The organism is Novosphingobium sp. 18050 (assembly GCF_902706195.1).
In the GTDB taxonomy this organism is placed as follows: domain Bacteria; phylum Pseudomonadota; class Alphaproteobacteria; order Sphingomonadales; family Sphingomonadaceae; genus Novosphingobium.
This window is the reverse complement of the sequence record NZ_CACSJO010000011.1, coordinates 70579-87503: the sequence shown is the minus strand read 5'-3', so window position 1 is coordinate 87503 and position 16925 is coordinate 70579. Positions and strand designations below refer to the sequence as shown.

Genomic DNA, 16925 nt, shown 5'->3' with positions numbered 1-16925 from the left:
ACTATGAACGGAGCGATGATCGAAATGGTGATAGAGCAGCGTCGGCGCAGCCTTGGCGGAGGGCTCGATGTCGGCCGCGTACTGCCTTTCGCGAAGCGGCGGATGGTGGGGCCGTTCGTGTTCTTCGACCACATGGGACCGCTGGACGTGGCGGCCGGAGCGCCGAGAAGCCTGGACGTGCGCCCGCATCCGCATATTGGCCTGTCGACCGTGACGTACCTGTTTTCGGGCGAGATCGTTCACCGTGACAGCGTCGGCTCGCATCAGGCGATCAGGCCTCAGGAAGTGAACTGGATGACCGCGGGCAGCGGCATCACCCATAGCGAGCGTTTCGAGAAGGCGCGCAGTATGGGCGATCACCTGCACGGCATCCAGGCATGGGTGGCCTTACCCGATGGCGACGAGGAAACCGCGCCGTCCTTCTCGCACCACGCCGGAGACGACCTGCCGCAGTGGAGCGATGGCGGGGTCCGTGGCCAGTTGATCGCAGGCAGCGCTTACGGCCTCACCGCCAGCGCGCGCACGCATTCGCCGCTATTCTACGCCCACCTCGACATGGACTCCGGCGCGCAGGCGGAAATCCCTGTCGGCCATGCCGAGCGGGCGGTCTATATCGCGACCGGGGCAGTCGAACTGGACGGACAGCGGTACGGGGCAGGACAGATGCTCGTCCTTGGCGCGGACGCCTCACGGATGACGGCGGCCGAGCATTCGACGGTTATGGTGCTGGGCGGCGAGCCGGTGGGCGAACGCTTTCTCTACTGGAACTTCGTTTCGTCCTCGAAGGACCGGCTACGGCAGGCCGCTGCCGACTGGCAGGCGGGCCGTATGAAACTGCCCGATGCCGATGATCGGGAATTCATCCCCTTGCCCGACGATCCCTTCCTGAAACCGCCGCCGGCGATGTCATGATTGCCTGAAGTCAGATATCGGCCATTTCCTCCAGTTCGAGGTCGTGCGAACCGAGCGTAACGAACCGATCGAGCAGCCACGAACCCGCCGGGCCCGGCGGCGTGTCGCGGCGCCAGATGCCGGAAAACCGATAAGTGCCGCCGACGTGATCGGGCATGACGAGCCGGACGAGTGTGCCCGCCATAAGGTCGCCCTCGATCATCTGCAGCGGCATGTTGCCCCAGCCGATGCCCTGCCGCAGCAGCGCATGTTTGGCGCCAAGGTCAGCGAGGCGCCAGGTCTTGGGGCTGGCCACTGAATAGTCCTGCCCCTCGGTGAAGCGCGAACGGTCGGTCAGTACCAACTGGATGTGTTCGCGCCCAGCGCCCGGCGGGATCAGTGTCATCTGGCCGAGCGGGTGATCGGGAGCGGCAACCGGGACCATCGGCACGGACCCTGCCAGCCGGCTCTCGATCCCCTCGACCCCGGCGGATAGCGGCCCGGAAAGGCCGATCACGCTCGACCCGTCGAGTACCATGGCAGTCACCGCGCCCAGCGCCTCGACATGGAGGCGTAATTGGACGGTCGGGAAGCGGGCCGCGAAATCGCGCAGAACCTGCCCGAGCCGCTCGGCAGGCAGCATGACGTCGACCGCAAGGTCGACTTCGGCCTCTAGCCCGTCGAGCAGGCCTTTCACTGTTGCGCGCAGGCCGTCGATCCCCTGAGCCACGCTGCGGGCCTCGGCCAGAACCGCGCGCCCAGCGACCGTCAGCTTGGGCTTGCGGGTGCCTTCGCGCTCGAACAGGGTCAGGCCCAGCTGCGATTCGAGATTGGCGATGCCATAACTGATGACCGAAACTGCACGATTGAGCTTGCGCCCGGCAGCGGCGAAACTGCCGGTGTCGACGATCGCCAGCAGGATGCGCAGCTGATCCAGGGTGGGGGTTCCGGGATTGCTCACTTTTCTATTTCCTCGAACAAACTGCGCTACTTTATCTCTCTGATCGAGAAAGCCAGCGGAGTCTAGACAGGGCTCAACGGGACGCGAGATACGTCCCTCCACCGGAGACTCACCATGATCGAACTTCGTCCCTTCGACAGCCTCGGCGGCGCAAACCACGGCTGGCTGGATGCCAGGCACCACTTTTCCTTCGCCGACTACCACGATCCCTCACGCGTCAACTGGGGCAACCTGCGGGTCTGGAACGACGATACCATCGCGCCGAAAACCGGCTTCCCACCGCACCCGCACCGGGACATGGAGATCATCACCTACGTTCGCGAAGGCGCGATCACCCATGAGGACAGCCTTGGCAACAAGGGCCGTACCGAAGCGGGCGACGTGCAGGTGATGTCTGCAGGAACCGGCGTTCGCCACTCGGAATACAACCTGGAAGACGTCGCCACGCGCATCTTCCAGATCTGGATCATCCCCACCCACACCGGCGATGCACCGGCATGGGGCGCCAAGCCATTCCCGAAGGGTGAGCGCTCGGGTAAATTCGTGACCCTCGCTTCGGGATACGAGAACGACAACGACGCCCTGCCGATCCGCACCGATGCTCGTATCGTCGCCGCCACGCTGAAGGCGGGCGAAACGGCGGAGTATCCCCTCGGCAAGGACCGCAAAGGCTATCTGGTGCCGGCCACCGGGGCTGTCACGATTGACGACGTGCGCGTCAATGCGCGCGACGGGGCAGCGATCAGTGATCTCGACGTGCTGCGGGTCACCGCGATCGAGGATAGCGAGATCGTCCTGGTCGATGCCGCCTGACCTGAAATGGAACCATGCCGCTCTGAAAGGGCGGCATGGTTTTTCTATTGGTGCGGGTCGACTACTGCGGGCATGTCGCTGGCAACCACCTCGTTCGCACCCCGGCCGATCGACCAGAGTCGGCGCGCTACTTTGGGGTCCCAGTCGATCGCCTGTCCGGGTGTCGAGATGCCGAGCGTTTCCACCAGTTCGAGCCGCGACCCTGCTTCGGGCAGCCTCAGTGCGTAGACTTCGGGGCGGTCGTGCCCGGTGGCGTAAATGAGGCCGTCGCCGCCCCAACTAAGGCCCGAGCAGCTCTTGGGCGCCATGCGGGTGAGTACTTCCTCGGGGAATGCCCAGCTTGCCTCGGCGCGGAACTGGTCGTCCATGCGCACCAGCATGGTCTGGCGATAGTCACGGCCGGGTTGGCCTCCCTTGCCTTCGTAGTTGGCGAAGACCGCCCACCACTTCCCGTCATGGCGATCCATCACCGTCAGCGATCCGGGGCCGAAGCCCAGACTGACGCTGCGGATGTGCTTGAGTGTGCGGGTGTCGAACACCTCCACCGCGCTGGTCTGCGGCACTGCGGGGTAGTTGGAGGCGGCGCATACCAGTTCGGTCTTGACCACGGTGCAGCTGTTCATGTGAGGAAACAATCGTCGCTCACCCTGCCACTGCGTAATCTTCGCGCCCGTGGCGATGCGGTATTTGCCGATGCGGTCGTTGTCGATTGCGTATATGTACGTGCCGTCCGATGCGGCACCTTGATGCGCTTCCACTGCGGTCATGCGCATCGCGACGGCGGCGGGCGGCGGTGAGGGGGCCTCTGCGGAAGCGGTCGACTGGGCTCGGGCGGCGGGTGTGCCGACCAGTACGGACAGGCTGATCGCGCAAAATACCAACCGGTTCATGAAAAGGGCCCTCGTTGTCGCAGTGGCATTTACGGCGGGCATGCTACGCTAATGTGGCATGCCGCGCCCGCGCCTTAGAGTTTCTCGTGGGCGTCGGCCTCTCCCTTGACCCAGTAGCCGCCAGCCTTGAGCCATTGCAGCGGGTGGCCCATCTCCTCGACGACATGCTGACGCAAGGCCCGCGCGACGCGTGCTTCGGCTGCGATCCAGACGAAGCCGTCACCGTCAGGCAGGGTCATGGCCGAAAGCGCTTTGAGCAGCGGCGCGGCATCGTCGGCATGCTCCAGCGGCCGATGCACCCACAGGGCGCTATGGGCAGCCGAGGCGGTGATGGCCTGTTCTTCCTCCAGCCCTGCAACCGCGACGAGGCTGGTGACGACGGTTCCGGCAGGCAGTTCTTCGATCCGCCGGCCGATGGCGGGCAGCGCGGTCTCGTCGCCGATCAGCAGCCACCAGTCGAAGTCCGGCGAAACCACCATCGAGCCGCGGGGGCCGCCGATCTCTATGGTGTCGCCCACGGCCGCGCCGCGCGCCCAGTTGGTTGCCGGGCCTGCATCGTGAAGGGCGAAGTCCACCGCCAGTTCGTTGGCATCGGCGTCATAGCGACGCGGGGTATAGTCGCGCATTTCGGCCTTTTCGTCCGATCCAGGGACGAAGAGTTTCACGTGATCGTCGGCGCCAAGGCTGGTGAACCCGGCCAATTCCTCGCCGCCCAGCCACAGGCGCAGCATCCCCGGCGTGACGCTTTCGGTGCGGCGCACCGTCAGGGTACGGCGGCGCAGTTCGTGGCGAACGCGGGTGATCTGATGTTCCATGGGTGACTCCTTGGGATACCGTTGATTATTTAGATACCATCGGGTATTTCGAGGTCAACAGGCAAGTGAGGGCACCATGGCGCGGATGACGCGTGAAGAACGACGAGCGCAAACGCGTGAGCGGCTGTTGCAGGCAGCGGTGGAACTGTTCGGCAGGCATGGCTATGCCGCGACCTCGGTCGATCGCATCGCGGACCATGCGGGCTTCAGCAAGGGCGCGGTCTATTCCAACTTCGAATCCAAGGAAGCGATCTTCCTCGCCGTGCTCGATCAGCAGGGTCAGCAGAGTCTCGACCTGCTAGTGGCGAAGATCGACGCCGCGCGGAATGGGCAGGCCGTGGTCGAACTGCTGGCGGAATGGGCGGACACCCGCTCGCGCAGCGGCATCTGGTCGCTGACCATCCTCGAACATGCACGGCTTGCTGGGCAGGGCGCTCCGTCGCTGGCGCTCCAGCGCGAAATCCTGTTGCGGCACTGGCGGAATCTGGGGGAGCGCGCCGTCCTGCGCCTTCCCGGCCTCGGCGCTGATGCCGAGACGGCCGGCGCCCTGCTTCACGAAATTGCCTATGCCCCGGCACTGACGTTCATGACGCATCCCACAGCCGGCGATCTCATGCGGCTTGCACTGGCACGCTGCGTCGAAATCGAGGCGTAGAGTGCAAAGGCCGATGCCCGACCTGCGAGTACGAGAGAGACGCAAGGGTTCCAATGCGGACGGACGCGCCTATATGGGTCCTGCGGCGCGCCCACGCAGATGGACCGCCCGGTTTGGGAGCGGATGTTAGAATTCTCGAACCGGGAAGCAGACCATGTATCTTTCAGCCCACGCCGCAGAGGCCCAAAGATGAGGCCGCGTCGGCGCGGCATCGCCTCGGTCAATGCCGAAGTACGCGACGGAATCGTCCCGGCGGCCGGCTCACTTGCCCGCACGGAGGATCTCGGGCCGCCCGAATCTGGGGCGAACTACAGGCTGGTCGCGCTCATCATTGCTTCTGCGCTGTTCATGGAGTTTGTGGACGCCACCGTGCTGGCTACCGCTCTGCCGACCATGGCACGCGATTTCGGCGTCCGCCCTCAGGAAATGAGCGTCGCGCTGACATCATACCTTCTGGCCCTGGCGATCTTCATTCCCGCATCGGGTGTGCTGGCGGACCGCTTCGGATCGCGCACCGTATTCCGCAGCGCCATCCTGCTTTTCATGCTGGGCAGCCTTGCCTGCGGCCAATCCCCGACGCTGGAAACGATCGTCGTCTCGCGCTTCATACAGGGCATCGGCGGTGCCATGATGATCCCGGTTGGCAGGCTGGTGCTGCTACGCTCGGTCGCCAAGCGCGACATGGTGAATGCGATGTCATGGCTGCTGGTGCCAGCCCTGATCGGCCCGATCGTGGGGCCGCCGCTGGGCGGCTTCATCGTAACGTATCTCGACTGGCGCTGGATTTTCTACATCAACCTGCCGGTGGGCGCGCTCGGCTTCTGGCTGGTGGGCCGTTTCATCGCCAATATCCGTGAGGACGAGCCGCCCCGTTTCGATACCCAGGGTTTTGTTCTCAGTGGTATCTCTCTGGGCTGTCTGTTGTTCGGCTTCGAGATGGTCAGTCGGCCCGACGAAGGGCGCACCGCGGCTACTTTGGTCGCGATCGGCGTGATTGCGGGCGTGTTCTACATTCACCATGCGCGCGGCCGCGTCGGCGCGATCCTGGACCTCGGTCTGCTCAAGGACGAGACGTTCCGCCTCGCCGTGATCGCGGGTTCGATCACCCGTATCACCCAAGGCGCGCAGCCCTTCCTCCTGCCATTGATGATGCAGGTTGGTCTTGGCTTTTCGGCGGCGCGCAGCGGTACGATCACCGTGGCGACCGCCATCGGCTCGCTTGCCATGAAAAGCATGGCGCAGCGTGTGCTACGCCGTTTCGGCTTTCGCCGTGCCCTGATCTGGAACGGCGTGATCGCCACCGCGGGCTATGCTGTCTGCGGGCTGTTCAGCGCGTCCTGGCCGGTATGGGCGATGTTCTGCGTGCTGGCCTTCTCGGGCTTTTTCATGTCGTTTCAGTTTACCGCATACAACACCATCGCTTACGCGGGCGTCGACAAGCAACATATGAGCAGCGCCACAGCGTTCTACTCCACTTTCCAGCAGCTGATGCTGTCGCTGGGCATCTGCGTGGCGGCGGTGGCACTGCATCTGGCGATGGTAGTCAACGGCAACGCGGCCCCGACTATGGGCGATTTCTCCGCGGCGTTCTGGGTGGTCACGGCGATATCGCTGACCGCCACGCTATGGAACCTGCGCTTCGCACCCGACGCTGGTGCCGAGATCAGCGGCCACGCGGAGACAGAAGCGGGCGAGGGGAAACGTTCGGCCGCTTAATGCAGCCGCGCCTTGAGGATCGGGCGCAGCAGGTAGTTGAGCACGCTGCGCTTGCCGTTGAGGATGTCCACTTCGGCCACCATGCCCGGGATGATCGGCAGCGGCTTGCCGTCGCGGATCAGGTTTGCGCCGTCGGTGCGGATGAGGACCTGATAATAGGCCTCCTTCCCGCGCACAGTCTCTTCCTCGATGGTGTCGGCGCCGATCCGTTCGACCTTGCCGTTTAGGTCGCCGTAGATCGTGTAGTCGTAGGCAGTTATCTTGACCTTGGCCGGCATGCCAGGGACGATGAAGGCGACGTCGCGCGGGCGGATGCGTGCTTCGATCAGCAGGCGGTCTTCCATCGGCGTAACTTCCATGATCGGTTCACCCGGCTGCACCACACCGCCGCGCGTGTTGATCAGCACGGTGTTTACCCTCCCGTGTACGGGTGAGCGGATTTCGGTACGGCGCAACTGATCGCTGCGCTGTTTCACGATTGGCGTGATCGCGCTCAATTCCGCCTGCTTGTTCGCCAGTTCGGTATAGGCTTCCTGCGCGTAGGTATTTTCCAGTTCGACCAGCTTGCCATTGTAGGTCGCGATATCCTGCTGCAGCTTGAGGGCCTCCATCTCGCTCACCACCTTGCGCGCGGTCAGGGGCTGGACGATGGCAAGCTGTCCCTGTGCGATGCGCATCTGTTGGTGCAGGGTACTGCGGCCTTCCTCCAGCTTGCTGCGGCGCGAGGCGAACAACTCACGCTCAGATCGGGCGACCGAACTGTCGGCCGGAACCTCCGGCGGGAAAGTGATCGCGCCCTTGCCCAGCACTTCCGACTGGAGGCGGGCAATTGCTGCCTTGAGTACGGTGGCCTGGTTGGCAGACTCCTCATAGGAAGTCTGGAAATGCGTGCGGTCCAGCCGGACCAGCGGTTGGCCGCGCCGCACCAAGTCACCTTCACGCACCAGGAGGTCACCCAGAATGCCGCCTTCCAAGCTCTGGATCTTTTGCATCCGGCTGACTGGCACCACGCGCCCTTCACCTCGTGTCACTTCGTCGATGCGGGCCAGCGCTGCCCAAGCAACGGCCACTGCGATACAGGCCAGCACCGCCCACAGAAGAGGCCGGTAGAGTGGATGCGCGGTGGTCCGAAATGGATCGTCGAGTTCACGGCGCAGCCCCTGCGCGGAAATGCCATCAACCGCCATGTGCGCCCCCACTAGCTGTCCGTGGCGGTGCCTTGACCTGGTTACCCGACACCATGCCTTCTACCGGGCCGTCCATCACCACGGCGCCGTCGCGCATCACGACAATGCGCTGCACGAGGCTGAGCATCGTGCGCTTGTGCGTAGTCAGCACCAAGGTGCGCTCTCCCATCCAGGTCTGCAGGCGGGAGACGACATGTTCCTCGTTGGCCTGATCGAACGAGGCGGTTGGCTCGTCTAACAGGACGATCGGTGGGTCTTGCAGGATCACGCGGGCCAGTCCCACCGCCTGCCGCTGCCCGCCTGACAGGCTACGGCTGCCCAGCAGCGGCATGTCGAGCCCCAGTGGATTGGCGCGCACGAACCGCCCCAGTCCCACGTCATCGAGCGCCGAATACATGTCCGCGTCATCCATTGCGCGGCCTTCCAGGTTGAGATTTTCGCGCAAGGTGCCGTGCATCAACGCGACGTCCTGCGGCAGGAAGCCGATGGCGGAGCGGCGGTCAGAGGGGTCGATCTGGGGCAGGCTCATGCCGTCCAGCATTACGCTGCCCGAAGTGGCGTCGCCCAACCCTGAGAGCAGCCGCAGCAGCGTCGATTTCCCCGCACCGTTGCCCCCGAGGATAGCGATTTTCTCGCTGGCCCGTATGGACAGCGCCGCGACGTTTACTACCGCCGGGCCTTCGTCGGCATATCGCATCACGAGGTCCTGAACCTCGAAACGGCCGCGCAGCCGCTCGGCGCGAACGAATGCACGGTTTTCAGGTCGTTCGACGGGCGCGGCCATCAACTGGTCAAGCCCTTCGAGGGCGACCCGCGTATGTTGCCACCGGGCGAGTATCCCGGCCGCCTGCGTCACGGGTGCGATTGCACGCGCAGCCAGCAGAGAACAGGCTATCAGCGCGCCGACAGTCATTGCGCCTTCGCTGATCCGGTACACGCCAAATGCAACGACGCCGACGTAGCACAGCTGCTGCACCATCGCCGCGCCGTAAGTAAGTCCGCTGGCCAGCGAATGCGTCCGCTTTGCGGTTTCCGCGAGTTGGGCAGTCAGCGCTTCCCACAGCATCATCGCGCGCCCTTCGCCGCGCCCGGCCTTAATGGCTTCGAGGTTCTCGACCGCCTCGATCAAAATGCTGTTCTTGATCGCTCCTTCGTGGAGGTTCTGGCGCGAAAGTGCGGCGAGGCGGCGCTGCATGACCAGACTAGGCAGGATCATCAATACGATCCCGGCAACCGGCACAACTACGACTTCGCCGCCGATCAGAGCAATCACGGCCAGGAATATCAGGGTGAAGGGCAAGTCGCTGGCGATTGCCGCGCTGGAAGAAGTGAAGAATTCGCGGACGCCCTCGAATTCGCGGATCTGGCTGGTGAAGGCGCCGAGCGAGGCGGGACGGCCGGAAAGCCGCGTTTGCAGCACGCGGGCAAACAGCTGCGTGGAGAGTGTGAGGTCAAGGCTCTTGCCCATCGTATCGAGCAAATGGCCGCGCATGTGGCGCAGGCCCGCCTCGAAGATGATGGCAAGCGCGACTCCGCTAGCCAGAATCCATAGTGTGTCGAATGCGGAATTGGGCACAACGCGGTCGTAGACCTGCATTGCGAAAAGGGCCGATCCTATCGCCAGCAGGTTCGCCATCATCGCCCCGAGCGCGACTTCGAGATAGGCATTGCGATAGCGCCTCAGTGCACCGAAGAACCAGTGTCGCCCGGTAGTCGCTGGCCCGAACGCCGAGCCCGGCCCGCCAGCCCGATCCTCCGGGCGGAAGCGGGCCTTGGCGAATACCGTCAGACCCGAATGAAGCGCCGCGAGGTCCGCCAGCGCTATCTTCTGCACCCCGCCGTCCACGCGGGGGACGCGCAGGGTTGCGCTGTTTCCGTCGAGCGCGGTGAGGACCGCGCTTTCACCGTCATGCAGAAGCAGGAGCGCGGGCAGCAGATAGCCGGGTATGGCAAGGTCCGAACGGCGAACCTGAGCGGCGACGTCGATCCGCCGCATCGAGCGTGCGACCATGTCGACCGGAAGCAGCCCGTCGACGAGCGGCAGCCCGTCGCCCAGTTCGCTGGCGCTGGTATGGCGCCCAAGGGTTCCGGCGAGCAGAACCAGCCCCTCACGCAGCGGATCGCGGTCACGCAGGAGAACTTTGCGGCCAGTATCGACTGCTGCGCTCATGGTTGTTCGCCTCCCAATTCGACAAGGTCGGCCAGACGACCTAGCTGCGCTGCGATCTGGTACTGGATGCGTATCAGTTGCAGGTGGACCTCGTTCAGCGAGCGCCGGGCATCGTAGTGCTCACGCTGGATGGTGATCAGATCGACGATGTCGCGCCGCCCGACCTCGAACTGTTCGCGGTAGAGGCTGCCAAGCTCGTCCGCGCCAGCGACCTGGCTTTCAAGCGCGCGCTCCTGCTGCACCAGCGCGGTGCCGTTAGTCATCAGGTTTCGCAGGCGTCGTTCGATATCGCGCCGCGCTGCGTTTTCTTTCCACTGCGCGGCGTCGACACGTTCGCGGGCGCCGGCTATTCTGTCGAAACTGGAAAAGCCCCGTATCGGGTTCATCCGCAGGCGCAGCGCCAGGATCGCGTCGCTTTGCATCCGTCCGCCGATCTCGCGGCTGAGCGCCGTCGCTTCGACGTTGACGCGTGGCAGGATCGACGACCGGGTCTCATCAAACTGCGCGCGGGCATATTGCGTATCTTCCACCAGCTTGCGGTACAGCGGGGCGGCGTCGATCAGCGGACCCATGTCCTGCCCCGCGACGGAAAGGATCATGGATCGGGGCGCGGGTTCGGCGAGGTCGTCGGGCGCCGTGCCCACCAGTGTTTCGAACTGTCCGGCCGCATCGGCGATCTGGCCTTCATCGCTGGCCAGTCGCTGACGTGCGCGGGCCAGTTCCAGTTGCGATCGGTCGGGCTCGCTGCGGTCGGCATAGCCGCTTTGAGCGCGCAGGCCGGTCATCTGAGCGAAACCCTCCAACGTGGCGATTTGCGCCAGGTCTACCTCGCGCTGGCGGCGGGCCAGCAGGACGTCGAGATAGGTCTCGACGATGTCCAGCGTGGCCTCATCTCGCGCCACCAACCATCCCTCCCGAGCCTGCCGCTGCAATGCTCGGGCGCCGCGAAGCTGGCTTTTGACCTGGCCCCAGTCATGCACCATCTGCGCCGCCGTCACCTCGTAGGCCCATTTTTCCGGTGTGGTGTCCTGCGGTCCGCCGGAAACGGAAACCGAGGGCAGGTATCCGGCCTTTGCAACGGAAACGTCGGTTTTCGCTGCCTGCACTTCCGACCGGGCCGCGGCAAGTTCAGGATGGTGCTCGATCCCCGCCGCGACGGCTTCCTCCACGGTCATGGCGGCGCTGGGCAAGGGCCATGGCGCAAAGATCAGCAGAGCTGTTTGCGCCATGGTCTGCCACTTTTGCCTGTGCGCGCCACGCGCCGTCTTCACACAAGAACCTGTACGGTGTTGTCCTCAACCAACACGGTGTTCGCCCCGAATGTGTAGACATCGTAGACCACGCCATTGATCGTCTGCGCCGCGCCAGTGTCGCTCGCACCGACGATGCTCAGCACGTCGTTGCTTTCGCCCGTGATCTGAAGCGCGTTGTTGGCATCGGTGATCGCCGTGATTTCAGGTGCGGTCAGCGTCAGCGTACTGCCAGGATCGCCGGTGCCCAGATCGATCCGCTCGACATTGGTGAACGCGCCGACCCCGACCCCGTAGTCGAGGTCTATACCGTTTGCGAGCAGCACCGTGTCGAAGCCAGTTCCCCCGTCGACGCTGACGAAGTTCGTAGCGGTAAGCTGGATGGTGTCGTCGCCGGGCCCGGCCGCCACGTGATCGCCCGATCCGACGTTGAGAATTAGGTCGTCACCGCTTCCGCCGTTGATGTGCTCGACAGTGGGAGTGCCGGCCATCACATCGTCGCCGATGGTGCCGTTCACGTCGATCTGGCCCAGGTTCAGCGAGAGGCCGCTCGGGGTGAGGTCCAGCAGATAGGCAGCACTTTCGTTGCCCTGCTGGTCAACAGATACCACGCCGAACGATATCTCCGCCCCCAGATTTAGGATGTCGGTGATGTTCAGCCCCAAGTGGGTCAGCGTTGCGGTGGAGAGCAGATTGACTGAGAAATGGCCGCTGCCGTCAGCCGCCACCGGCAGCAACGCCAGATTTAGGGCCGGGGTGATGAGGCGAACCTCTACCGTCGAATTTGGCTCGGTCGTACCGGTAAAGCCAAAGCGCGGGTTCAGCGGATTAAGGCTGACGTCCAGGGCGAAATTGCCGACCGTTACCGGCTGCTCGATGTTAGGCCCAACTGCGATCGTGGTGACGTTACTGGTATTGCCGGCGGGGTCCGCACCGGTGACGGAAAGTTGCGTGTTCAGCAATTGGTTCCAGCCAAGAGGCGCACCAAGACCGGTCAGCAGATCCAGCGTTGCCGATCCGTTGTTGTCGGCGGTGACTGAGGTGCTGACCCTGGTCCCGCCCGCAACGGTATTGATCGTCAGTTCCGTGCCGGGCGCGGTCGAGATTGTCAGCAGGTTGTTGGACAGCATCAGCACCGGCGTTGGCGGCGCAATAGTGTCGACAGTGAAGGCGATGGGTAAGGAAGAGCCGCCGCTGCCGACGCTTCCGGTGATCGTTGCAGCGCCTTCGGGGAACGCACCCAGCCCGGCCGTCGGGACGATGCTGAGCACTACCGCGCCCGCCAGCAGATCGCTGGAGGTGAGCACATGCGTCGCCTGTGCCTGATAGCCGCCCTGTCCGTTGAAATGGGCGATTATCGCTTGGCCGGCCTGCATGGTCGGGCGCAGCGCCACTTCGACCTGAATGCCGTTGGAAGCCTCTGCCGCGTTGACGAAGCCGTCGATGGCCTCACTCACTTCAACAGTGGGCGGAGTTAAGTCGGGTGCGACGATGGTGGAGGACGGGCTGCGGTTACCGGCAGCATCGGTGGCGGCAGCACTGATCGTCTCGGCCAGGATCAGCGCAGGGCTGAGCGGCAGCATAAATACGCCTGTGAGACTGATGTTGACGATGATCGTATTGGCTGAGTCCCCGTCGATCACGATTTCGACCCGGCTGCCAGGTTCGGCCGATATGGTGAGCAGGTCTCCGCCCGACGATAGCAGCAATCCCGGGATGCCAGGGGGGATGGAATCGATCGTGATGTTGGCCGGGGCGCTGATATTCCCCACTTCATCGTGGGCGACCGCGATGACGAGCGTGCCGTTCGCCAACGGGATTGCGGGTGTGAAGCTCCAGTTGCCGCTGCTGTCGGTTACTAATTCGGCGATCGTTCCCCCCAGAGCATTGGTCAATATGACGGTGGATTCGGGTTCGGCTGTGCCGGCCAGGATAACACCGTTGCTATCATGGATTGAGGGTATTCCCGGTGGGATAGAGTCGACGATGGTACTGGCTGGAGGGCTGACATTGCCAGCTTCGTCTACCGCAACGGCGTCTACCAGGGTTCCGTTGCCTAGTTGCAGAAGGGGCGTGAAAGTCCAATTGCCGTCATCGTCCGCCGTGGTCTGGCCGATAGAGGCACCCAGTCCATTGGTGAGCTGGATCGTGACGCCCGGATCGGCCGTTCCCGCCAGCATGAGGCCATTGGTGAGGTCGATCGTCGGAGTGAGCGGCGCCACGCCGTCCACCGTGGTGCTAACGGAATTGCTGACGTTGCCTGCGGCATCGACCGAAATCGCGATGACCATCGTTCCATCAGGCAATTGCAGCAATGGTATGAAGGTCCAGTTGCCCTCTCCGTCTGCGGTTACCTGACCGAGCGGCAGGCCGAGATTGGGAATGATGGAACGTGCAAATGCGTTGCCGGTGCCATCGGACAGAATCACTGTCGAATTTGGTTCGGCCGTGCCGGTAACCACTGAGCCGTTGGTGGGGTTGATGGTCGGTTCGACGGGAGGGCTGGAATCGATCGCCCTGCTCGACGGGTCGCTTATGTTGCCGGCTGCGTCCTGGGCGATAGCCACCACCGTGGAGCCATCGACCAGAGTGGAGGTGGGGGTGAAGTTCCAGTTGCCGTCAATGCCTACCGTGACCTGGCCAAGCGTATTGCCATCCTCGTCGGTCAGCATCAGGAGGGCCCCAGCCTCGGCGCTACCGGTAAGTTCTGTGCCATCGCTAGGGTCGATCTGCGGCGGGGCGGGGGGAAAAGCATCCACCGTGACGCTGGTCTGCGGGCCGGTGTTGCCGGCGGCATCCTGGGCGGACGCATTGACGACGGTGCCGTCTGCAAGCGGCGATCCCGGCGTGACGCTCCAGAAGCCGTTTTCATCCGCAGTTGTCTGGCCAATGGGGGTGCCATTACCATCCGTCAGGGTCACGATCGCATCGGGTTCGGCTGTGCCGGAAAATGCCGACCCGTTGCTGGCTGCGATCGTAGGTGCAGCGGGCGCTGCCGCATCGATCGTAGTTACGACCGGGAGGCTGGAATTGCCGGCGGCATCCTGAGCCTGCGCGTTGACTACGATGCCGTCGGGCAAAGGGAGGGCCGGCGTAAATCTCCAGTCACCGTTTTCGTCAACCGTGGCTTCACCGATCGGGGAGCCATCGTCGTAGGTCAGTCTAATCGTCGATCCGGGCTCTGCCGTGCCCGTCAGAATGGTCCCGTTCGTCGGTTCTATGGTGGGGGTCGGCGGTGGTACGCCGTCTACCGTGGCGCTGGCTGATGCGCCGATGTTGCCCGTGGCATCCTGCGCGGCGGCATGGACTACGGTGCCGTCGGCCAGCGGGAATCCGGGGGTGAAGATCCAGACGCCGTTATCGTCTGCAATGGCCTGGCCAATGACATTTTCATCGCCATCGGTAAGGGTGACAAGCGCGCCAGTTTCCGCCGAACCGGATATGACCGATCCGTTTGTGGGATCGATGAGCGGAGCTGCGGGGGGGATGGAATCGACCGTGATGCTGGCTGGTTGGCTGGCGTTGCCGACTGAATCTGCCGCGACCGCGTTGACCACGGTGCCATCTGGCAGGGGGACGGCCGGTGAGAAGCTCCAGTTGCCGTCATCGTCCGCCGCGAACTGGGCGATGGGATTGCCATCGCCATCCGTCAGGATGATCGTAGCTCCGGCTTCTGCCGTGCCGGCCAGCGCTTCGCCATTGCTCGGCGCTATCGTGGGCTCGGGAGGAGGCGCGGCGTCCACCGTGGCGCTGGCCTGATCGCCGGTGTTTCCGGCGGCGTCGCGCGCAGTTGCATTGATCACTGTACCGTCGGCGAAGGGTGAAGCCGGGGCGAAGCTCCAGTTGCCGTGATCGTCCGCCGTGACCTGAGCGATGGTATTGCCGTTGCCGTCCGTCAGGATCACCGTAGAGCCGGCTTCGGCGGTCCCCGATATGGCTGCGCCATTGGAAGGAATGATCGTGGGAATAGGCGGCGGCACGGCATCGATCGTGACACTGGCCTGAGGGCCGGTATTGCCGGCGCCGTCGCGACCCGTAGCGTAGACGACCGTTCCATCCGTCAGGGGCGTGGTGAGTGTGAAACTCCATGCGCCACCTGCATCGACGTTGGACTGTCCTATCGGATTGCCGTTGACGTCGAAGAGCAGCACCGTCGCGCCGGATTCGGCCATACCGCTGATCGATGTACCATTCGAAGGCGCGATGACCGGAGCGGCGGGTGCAAGGGCATCTACGATGACTGTGGCGCCTGGCCCCGCTTCGCCGAGGTCGTTTATCGCTGCGGCCGTGACTACAGTGCCATCGGGCAGCGGCGTTTGCAGCGTGATGGACCATGTGCCGTCGGCACCGATGACGGCCTGGCCGACAGGATTGCCCGCCGCATCGATAAGAACGACCCCAACTCCGCTCTGCGCGGTGCCAGTGAAAAGAGTGCCGTTGCTGGGGTCGATTACAGGTGCAGTGGTCGGTGGGGGAGAGAGGTCCGGGGCGGTGATCACTACCGCAGCGCTGGTGTTGCCGGATGGATCGGTAATGCTGACACTGATCTTCTGGCCATTGTCGAGGGCGACGGTGAAGAGGATGACAAAATTGCCGCCGGCGCCGATCTCGGCGGTGAAGTCCGGCTTTTCATCGCCATTTATGTCGACGGTTACTGTGTTGCCGGGGTCACCGGTCCCGGTGAGGCTGGTCCCATCGGCAGAGATCGCCACTTCCCCGGCCGGGCGCGGCGCGGTGGTGTCGGGCGCGGTCACGACGGTAGCAGGGCTCACATTACCGGCAACGTTCCGAACCGTGACGCTGACCGTTTCGCCATCCAGGAGCGGCGGGGAAAGTATGACCGTGAAGGTGCCGTTCGCGCCGACCGTTGCCGAATAGTCAATCGTGCCGTTGCCGTCGATGTCCACGATAATCGTTGCGCCGGCCTCCGCGCTGCCGGTCAGGCTGGTACCTGCTGCGTTGATCGCAAGTTTGGTGGCTGCACTAGGCGAGGTGGTATCGGGCGGGGTGACGGGGGTATCGTTTCCTCCACCTCCACCACCCGCCGCTGCAGCCACCACGCCGGCACCGCCAAGGACCGCAAGCGGAATAATCGCGCCGGCACCTAATCCCGCCCCGCTGGCCCCGGCGGCAGCACCTGCGACTTCTGCTCCAGCCGCCTGGAAACCGGCAGTGGCATCCATCGGTACATAAGTGGTGGATGAAAGACTGCCGCTTGCCGCCTGGCTCACATCGGCCGCCACAAGTTCATCTTCTTGCACTAACAGCAACTGAGACGCCCTGGTGGGGTCGAAGTAGAAATTCGCGATGCGTACGACTTCGCCGGACTTGAGATGCACCAGCAGGTCTGCGCCCTCTCGCGTGTAGCCCTCGACCGTCGCGGGCGGGAGGTTCAGCGCCACGCTGCCGCCTGTGGGAATCGCGACAGTGCCTTCGACCGCCTGTATGGGCGCGGAATTTATACCGGCGGTTGTCGACGAAATCTTGGCCGCGACAGGCATTTGGTGATCTCCCACGAAAGGCGAACCTTGATTGGAGCGCTTCCGCTTTACGGCAAACGCAACGCGCGATCTGGAT

Annotated in this window: 11 protein-coding genes; 4 read left to right on the top strand and 7 right to left on the bottom strand. The window is 63.9% G+C overall.

Annotated features, from left to right (window positions below; genetic code table 11):
* Positions 1-15: 15 nt before the first annotated feature.
* Positions 16-912: a pirin family protein gene (locus tag GVL61_RS12640; RefSeq protein ID WP_159980546.1), complete on the top strand. Its 897-nt coding sequence runs from the start codon at positions 16-18 to the stop codon at positions 910-912.
* Positions 913-922: 10 nt separating this feature from the next.
* Here GVL61_RS12640 and GVL61_RS12635 read toward each other — a convergent pair whose 3' ends face one another.
* Positions 923-1852, bottom strand: coding sequence for a LysR family transcriptional regulator (locus GVL61_RS12635; RefSeq protein ID WP_159980544.1), 930 nt, complete (start codon positions 1850-1852; stop codon positions 923-925).
* Positions 1853-1966: 114 nt separating this feature from the next.
* Between GVL61_RS12635 and GVL61_RS12630 the strand changes: the two genes are divergently transcribed.
* Positions 1967-2665, top strand: coding sequence for a pirin family protein (locus GVL61_RS12630; protein WP_159980542.1), 699 nt, complete (start codon positions 1967-1969; stop codon positions 2663-2665).
* 44 nt (positions 2666-2709) lie between these two features.
* On the opposite strand, the gene GVL61_RS12625 is transcribed toward GVL61_RS12630, so the two are convergent.
* Together GVL61_RS12625 and GVL61_RS12620 are read right to left on the bottom strand one after the other, a co-directional pair.
* A complete protein-coding gene (locus tag GVL61_RS12625) occupies positions 2710-3555 on the bottom strand; it encodes a hypothetical protein (protein WP_159980540.1) in 846 nt (281 codons plus the stop codon).
* 74 nt (positions 3556-3629) lie between these two features.
* Entirely contained in the window at positions 3630-4370 is a 741-nt protein-coding gene (locus GVL61_RS12620) for a siderophore-interacting protein (protein WP_159980538.1), read from the bottom strand.
* Positions 4371-4446: 76 nt separating this feature from the next.
* Between GVL61_RS12620 and GVL61_RS12615 the strand changes: the two genes are divergently transcribed.
* Both GVL61_RS12615 and GVL61_RS12610 read left to right on the top strand, forming a co-directional pair.
* Positions 4447-5025, top strand: a complete 579-nt coding sequence (locus GVL61_RS12615; protein ID WP_159980536.1) for a TetR/AcrR family transcriptional regulator — start codon at positions 4447-4449, stop codon at positions 5023-5025.
* Between the two features lie 189 nt (positions 5026-5214).
* Entirely contained in the window at positions 5215-6741 is a 1527-nt protein-coding gene (locus tag GVL61_RS12610; RefSeq protein WP_159980534.1) for an MFS transporter, read from the top strand.
* On the opposite strand, the gene GVL61_RS12605 is transcribed toward GVL61_RS12610, so the two are convergent.
* The 4 genes from GVL61_RS12605 to GVL61_RS12590 are packed head-to-tail and all read right to left on the bottom strand — an operon-like array spanning position 6738 to position 16849.
* Complete coding sequence (locus GVL61_RS12605) at positions 6738-7928, bottom strand: HlyD family efflux transporter periplasmic adaptor subunit (protein ID WP_159980532.1); 1191 nt, start codon at positions 7926-7928, stop codon at positions 6738-6740. The two genes, GVL61_RS12610 and GVL61_RS12605, sit on opposite strands and share 4 nt — an antisense overlap.
* The gene (locus GVL61_RS12600; protein WP_159980530.1) at positions 7918-10098 is read right to left on the bottom strand and encodes a type I secretion system permease/ATPase; all 2181 of its coding nucleotides are present in this window, start codon (positions 10096-10098) and stop codon (positions 7918-7920) included. The genes GVL61_RS12605 and GVL61_RS12600 overlap by 11 nt, the downstream gene beginning before the upstream one ends.
* Positions 10095-11327 (bottom strand): TolC family protein, encoded by a 1233-nt coding sequence (locus GVL61_RS12595; RefSeq protein WP_235037666.1) that lies wholly within the window; start codon positions 11325-11327, stop codon positions 10095-10097. The genes GVL61_RS12600 and GVL61_RS12595 overlap by 4 nt, the downstream gene beginning before the upstream one ends.
* Positions 11328-11365: 38 nt before the next feature.
* Entirely contained in the window at positions 11366-16849 is a 5484-nt protein-coding gene (locus GVL61_RS12590) for an Ig-like domain-containing protein (RefSeq protein ID WP_159980528.1), read from the bottom strand.
* Positions 16850-16925 lie beyond the last annotated feature (76 nt).

What these genes read in the sequence shown, in the direction of transcription:
- GVL61_RS12640 (WP_159980546.1), top strand. Translation starts at nt 16, where the DNA reads ATGATCGAAATGGTGATAGAGCAGCGTCGGCGCAGCCTTGGCGGAGGG.
- GVL61_RS12630 (WP_159980542.1), top strand. Translation starts at nt 1,967, where the DNA reads ATGATCGAACTTCGTCCCTTCGACAGCCTCGGCGGCGCAAACCACGGC.
- GVL61_RS12625 (WP_159980540.1), bottom strand. Translation starts at nt 3,555, where the DNA reads ATGAACCGGTTGGTATTTTGCGCGATCAGCCTGTCCGTACTGGTCGGC.
- GVL61_RS12620 (WP_159980538.1), bottom strand. Translation starts at nt 4,370, where the DNA reads ATGGAACATCAGATCACCCGCGTTCGCCACGAACTGCGCCGCCGTACC.
- GVL61_RS12615 (WP_159980536.1), top strand. Translation starts at nt 4,447, where the DNA reads ATGGCGCGGATGACGCGTGAAGAACGACGAGCGCAAACGCGTGAGCGG.
- GVL61_RS12610 (WP_159980534.1), top strand. Translation starts at nt 5,215, where the DNA reads ATGAGGCCGCGTCGGCGCGGCATCGCCTCGGTCAATGCCGAAGTACGC.
- GVL61_RS12605 (WP_159980532.1), bottom strand. Translation starts at nt 7,928, where the DNA reads ATGGCGGTTGATGGCATTTCCGCGCAGGGGCTGCGCCGTGAACTCGAC.
- GVL61_RS12600 (WP_159980530.1), bottom strand. Translation starts at nt 10,098, where the DNA reads ATGAGCGCAGCAGTCGATACTGGCCGCAAAGTTCTCCTGCGTGACCGC.
- GVL61_RS12595 (WP_235037666.1), bottom strand. Translation starts at nt 11,327, where the DNA reads ATGGCGCAAACAGCTCTGCTGATCTTTGCGCCATGGCCCTTGCCCAGC.
- GVL61_RS12590 (WP_159980528.1), bottom strand. Translation starts at nt 16,849, where the DNA reads ATGCCTGTCGCGGCCAAGATTTCGTCGACAACCGCCGGTATAAATTCC.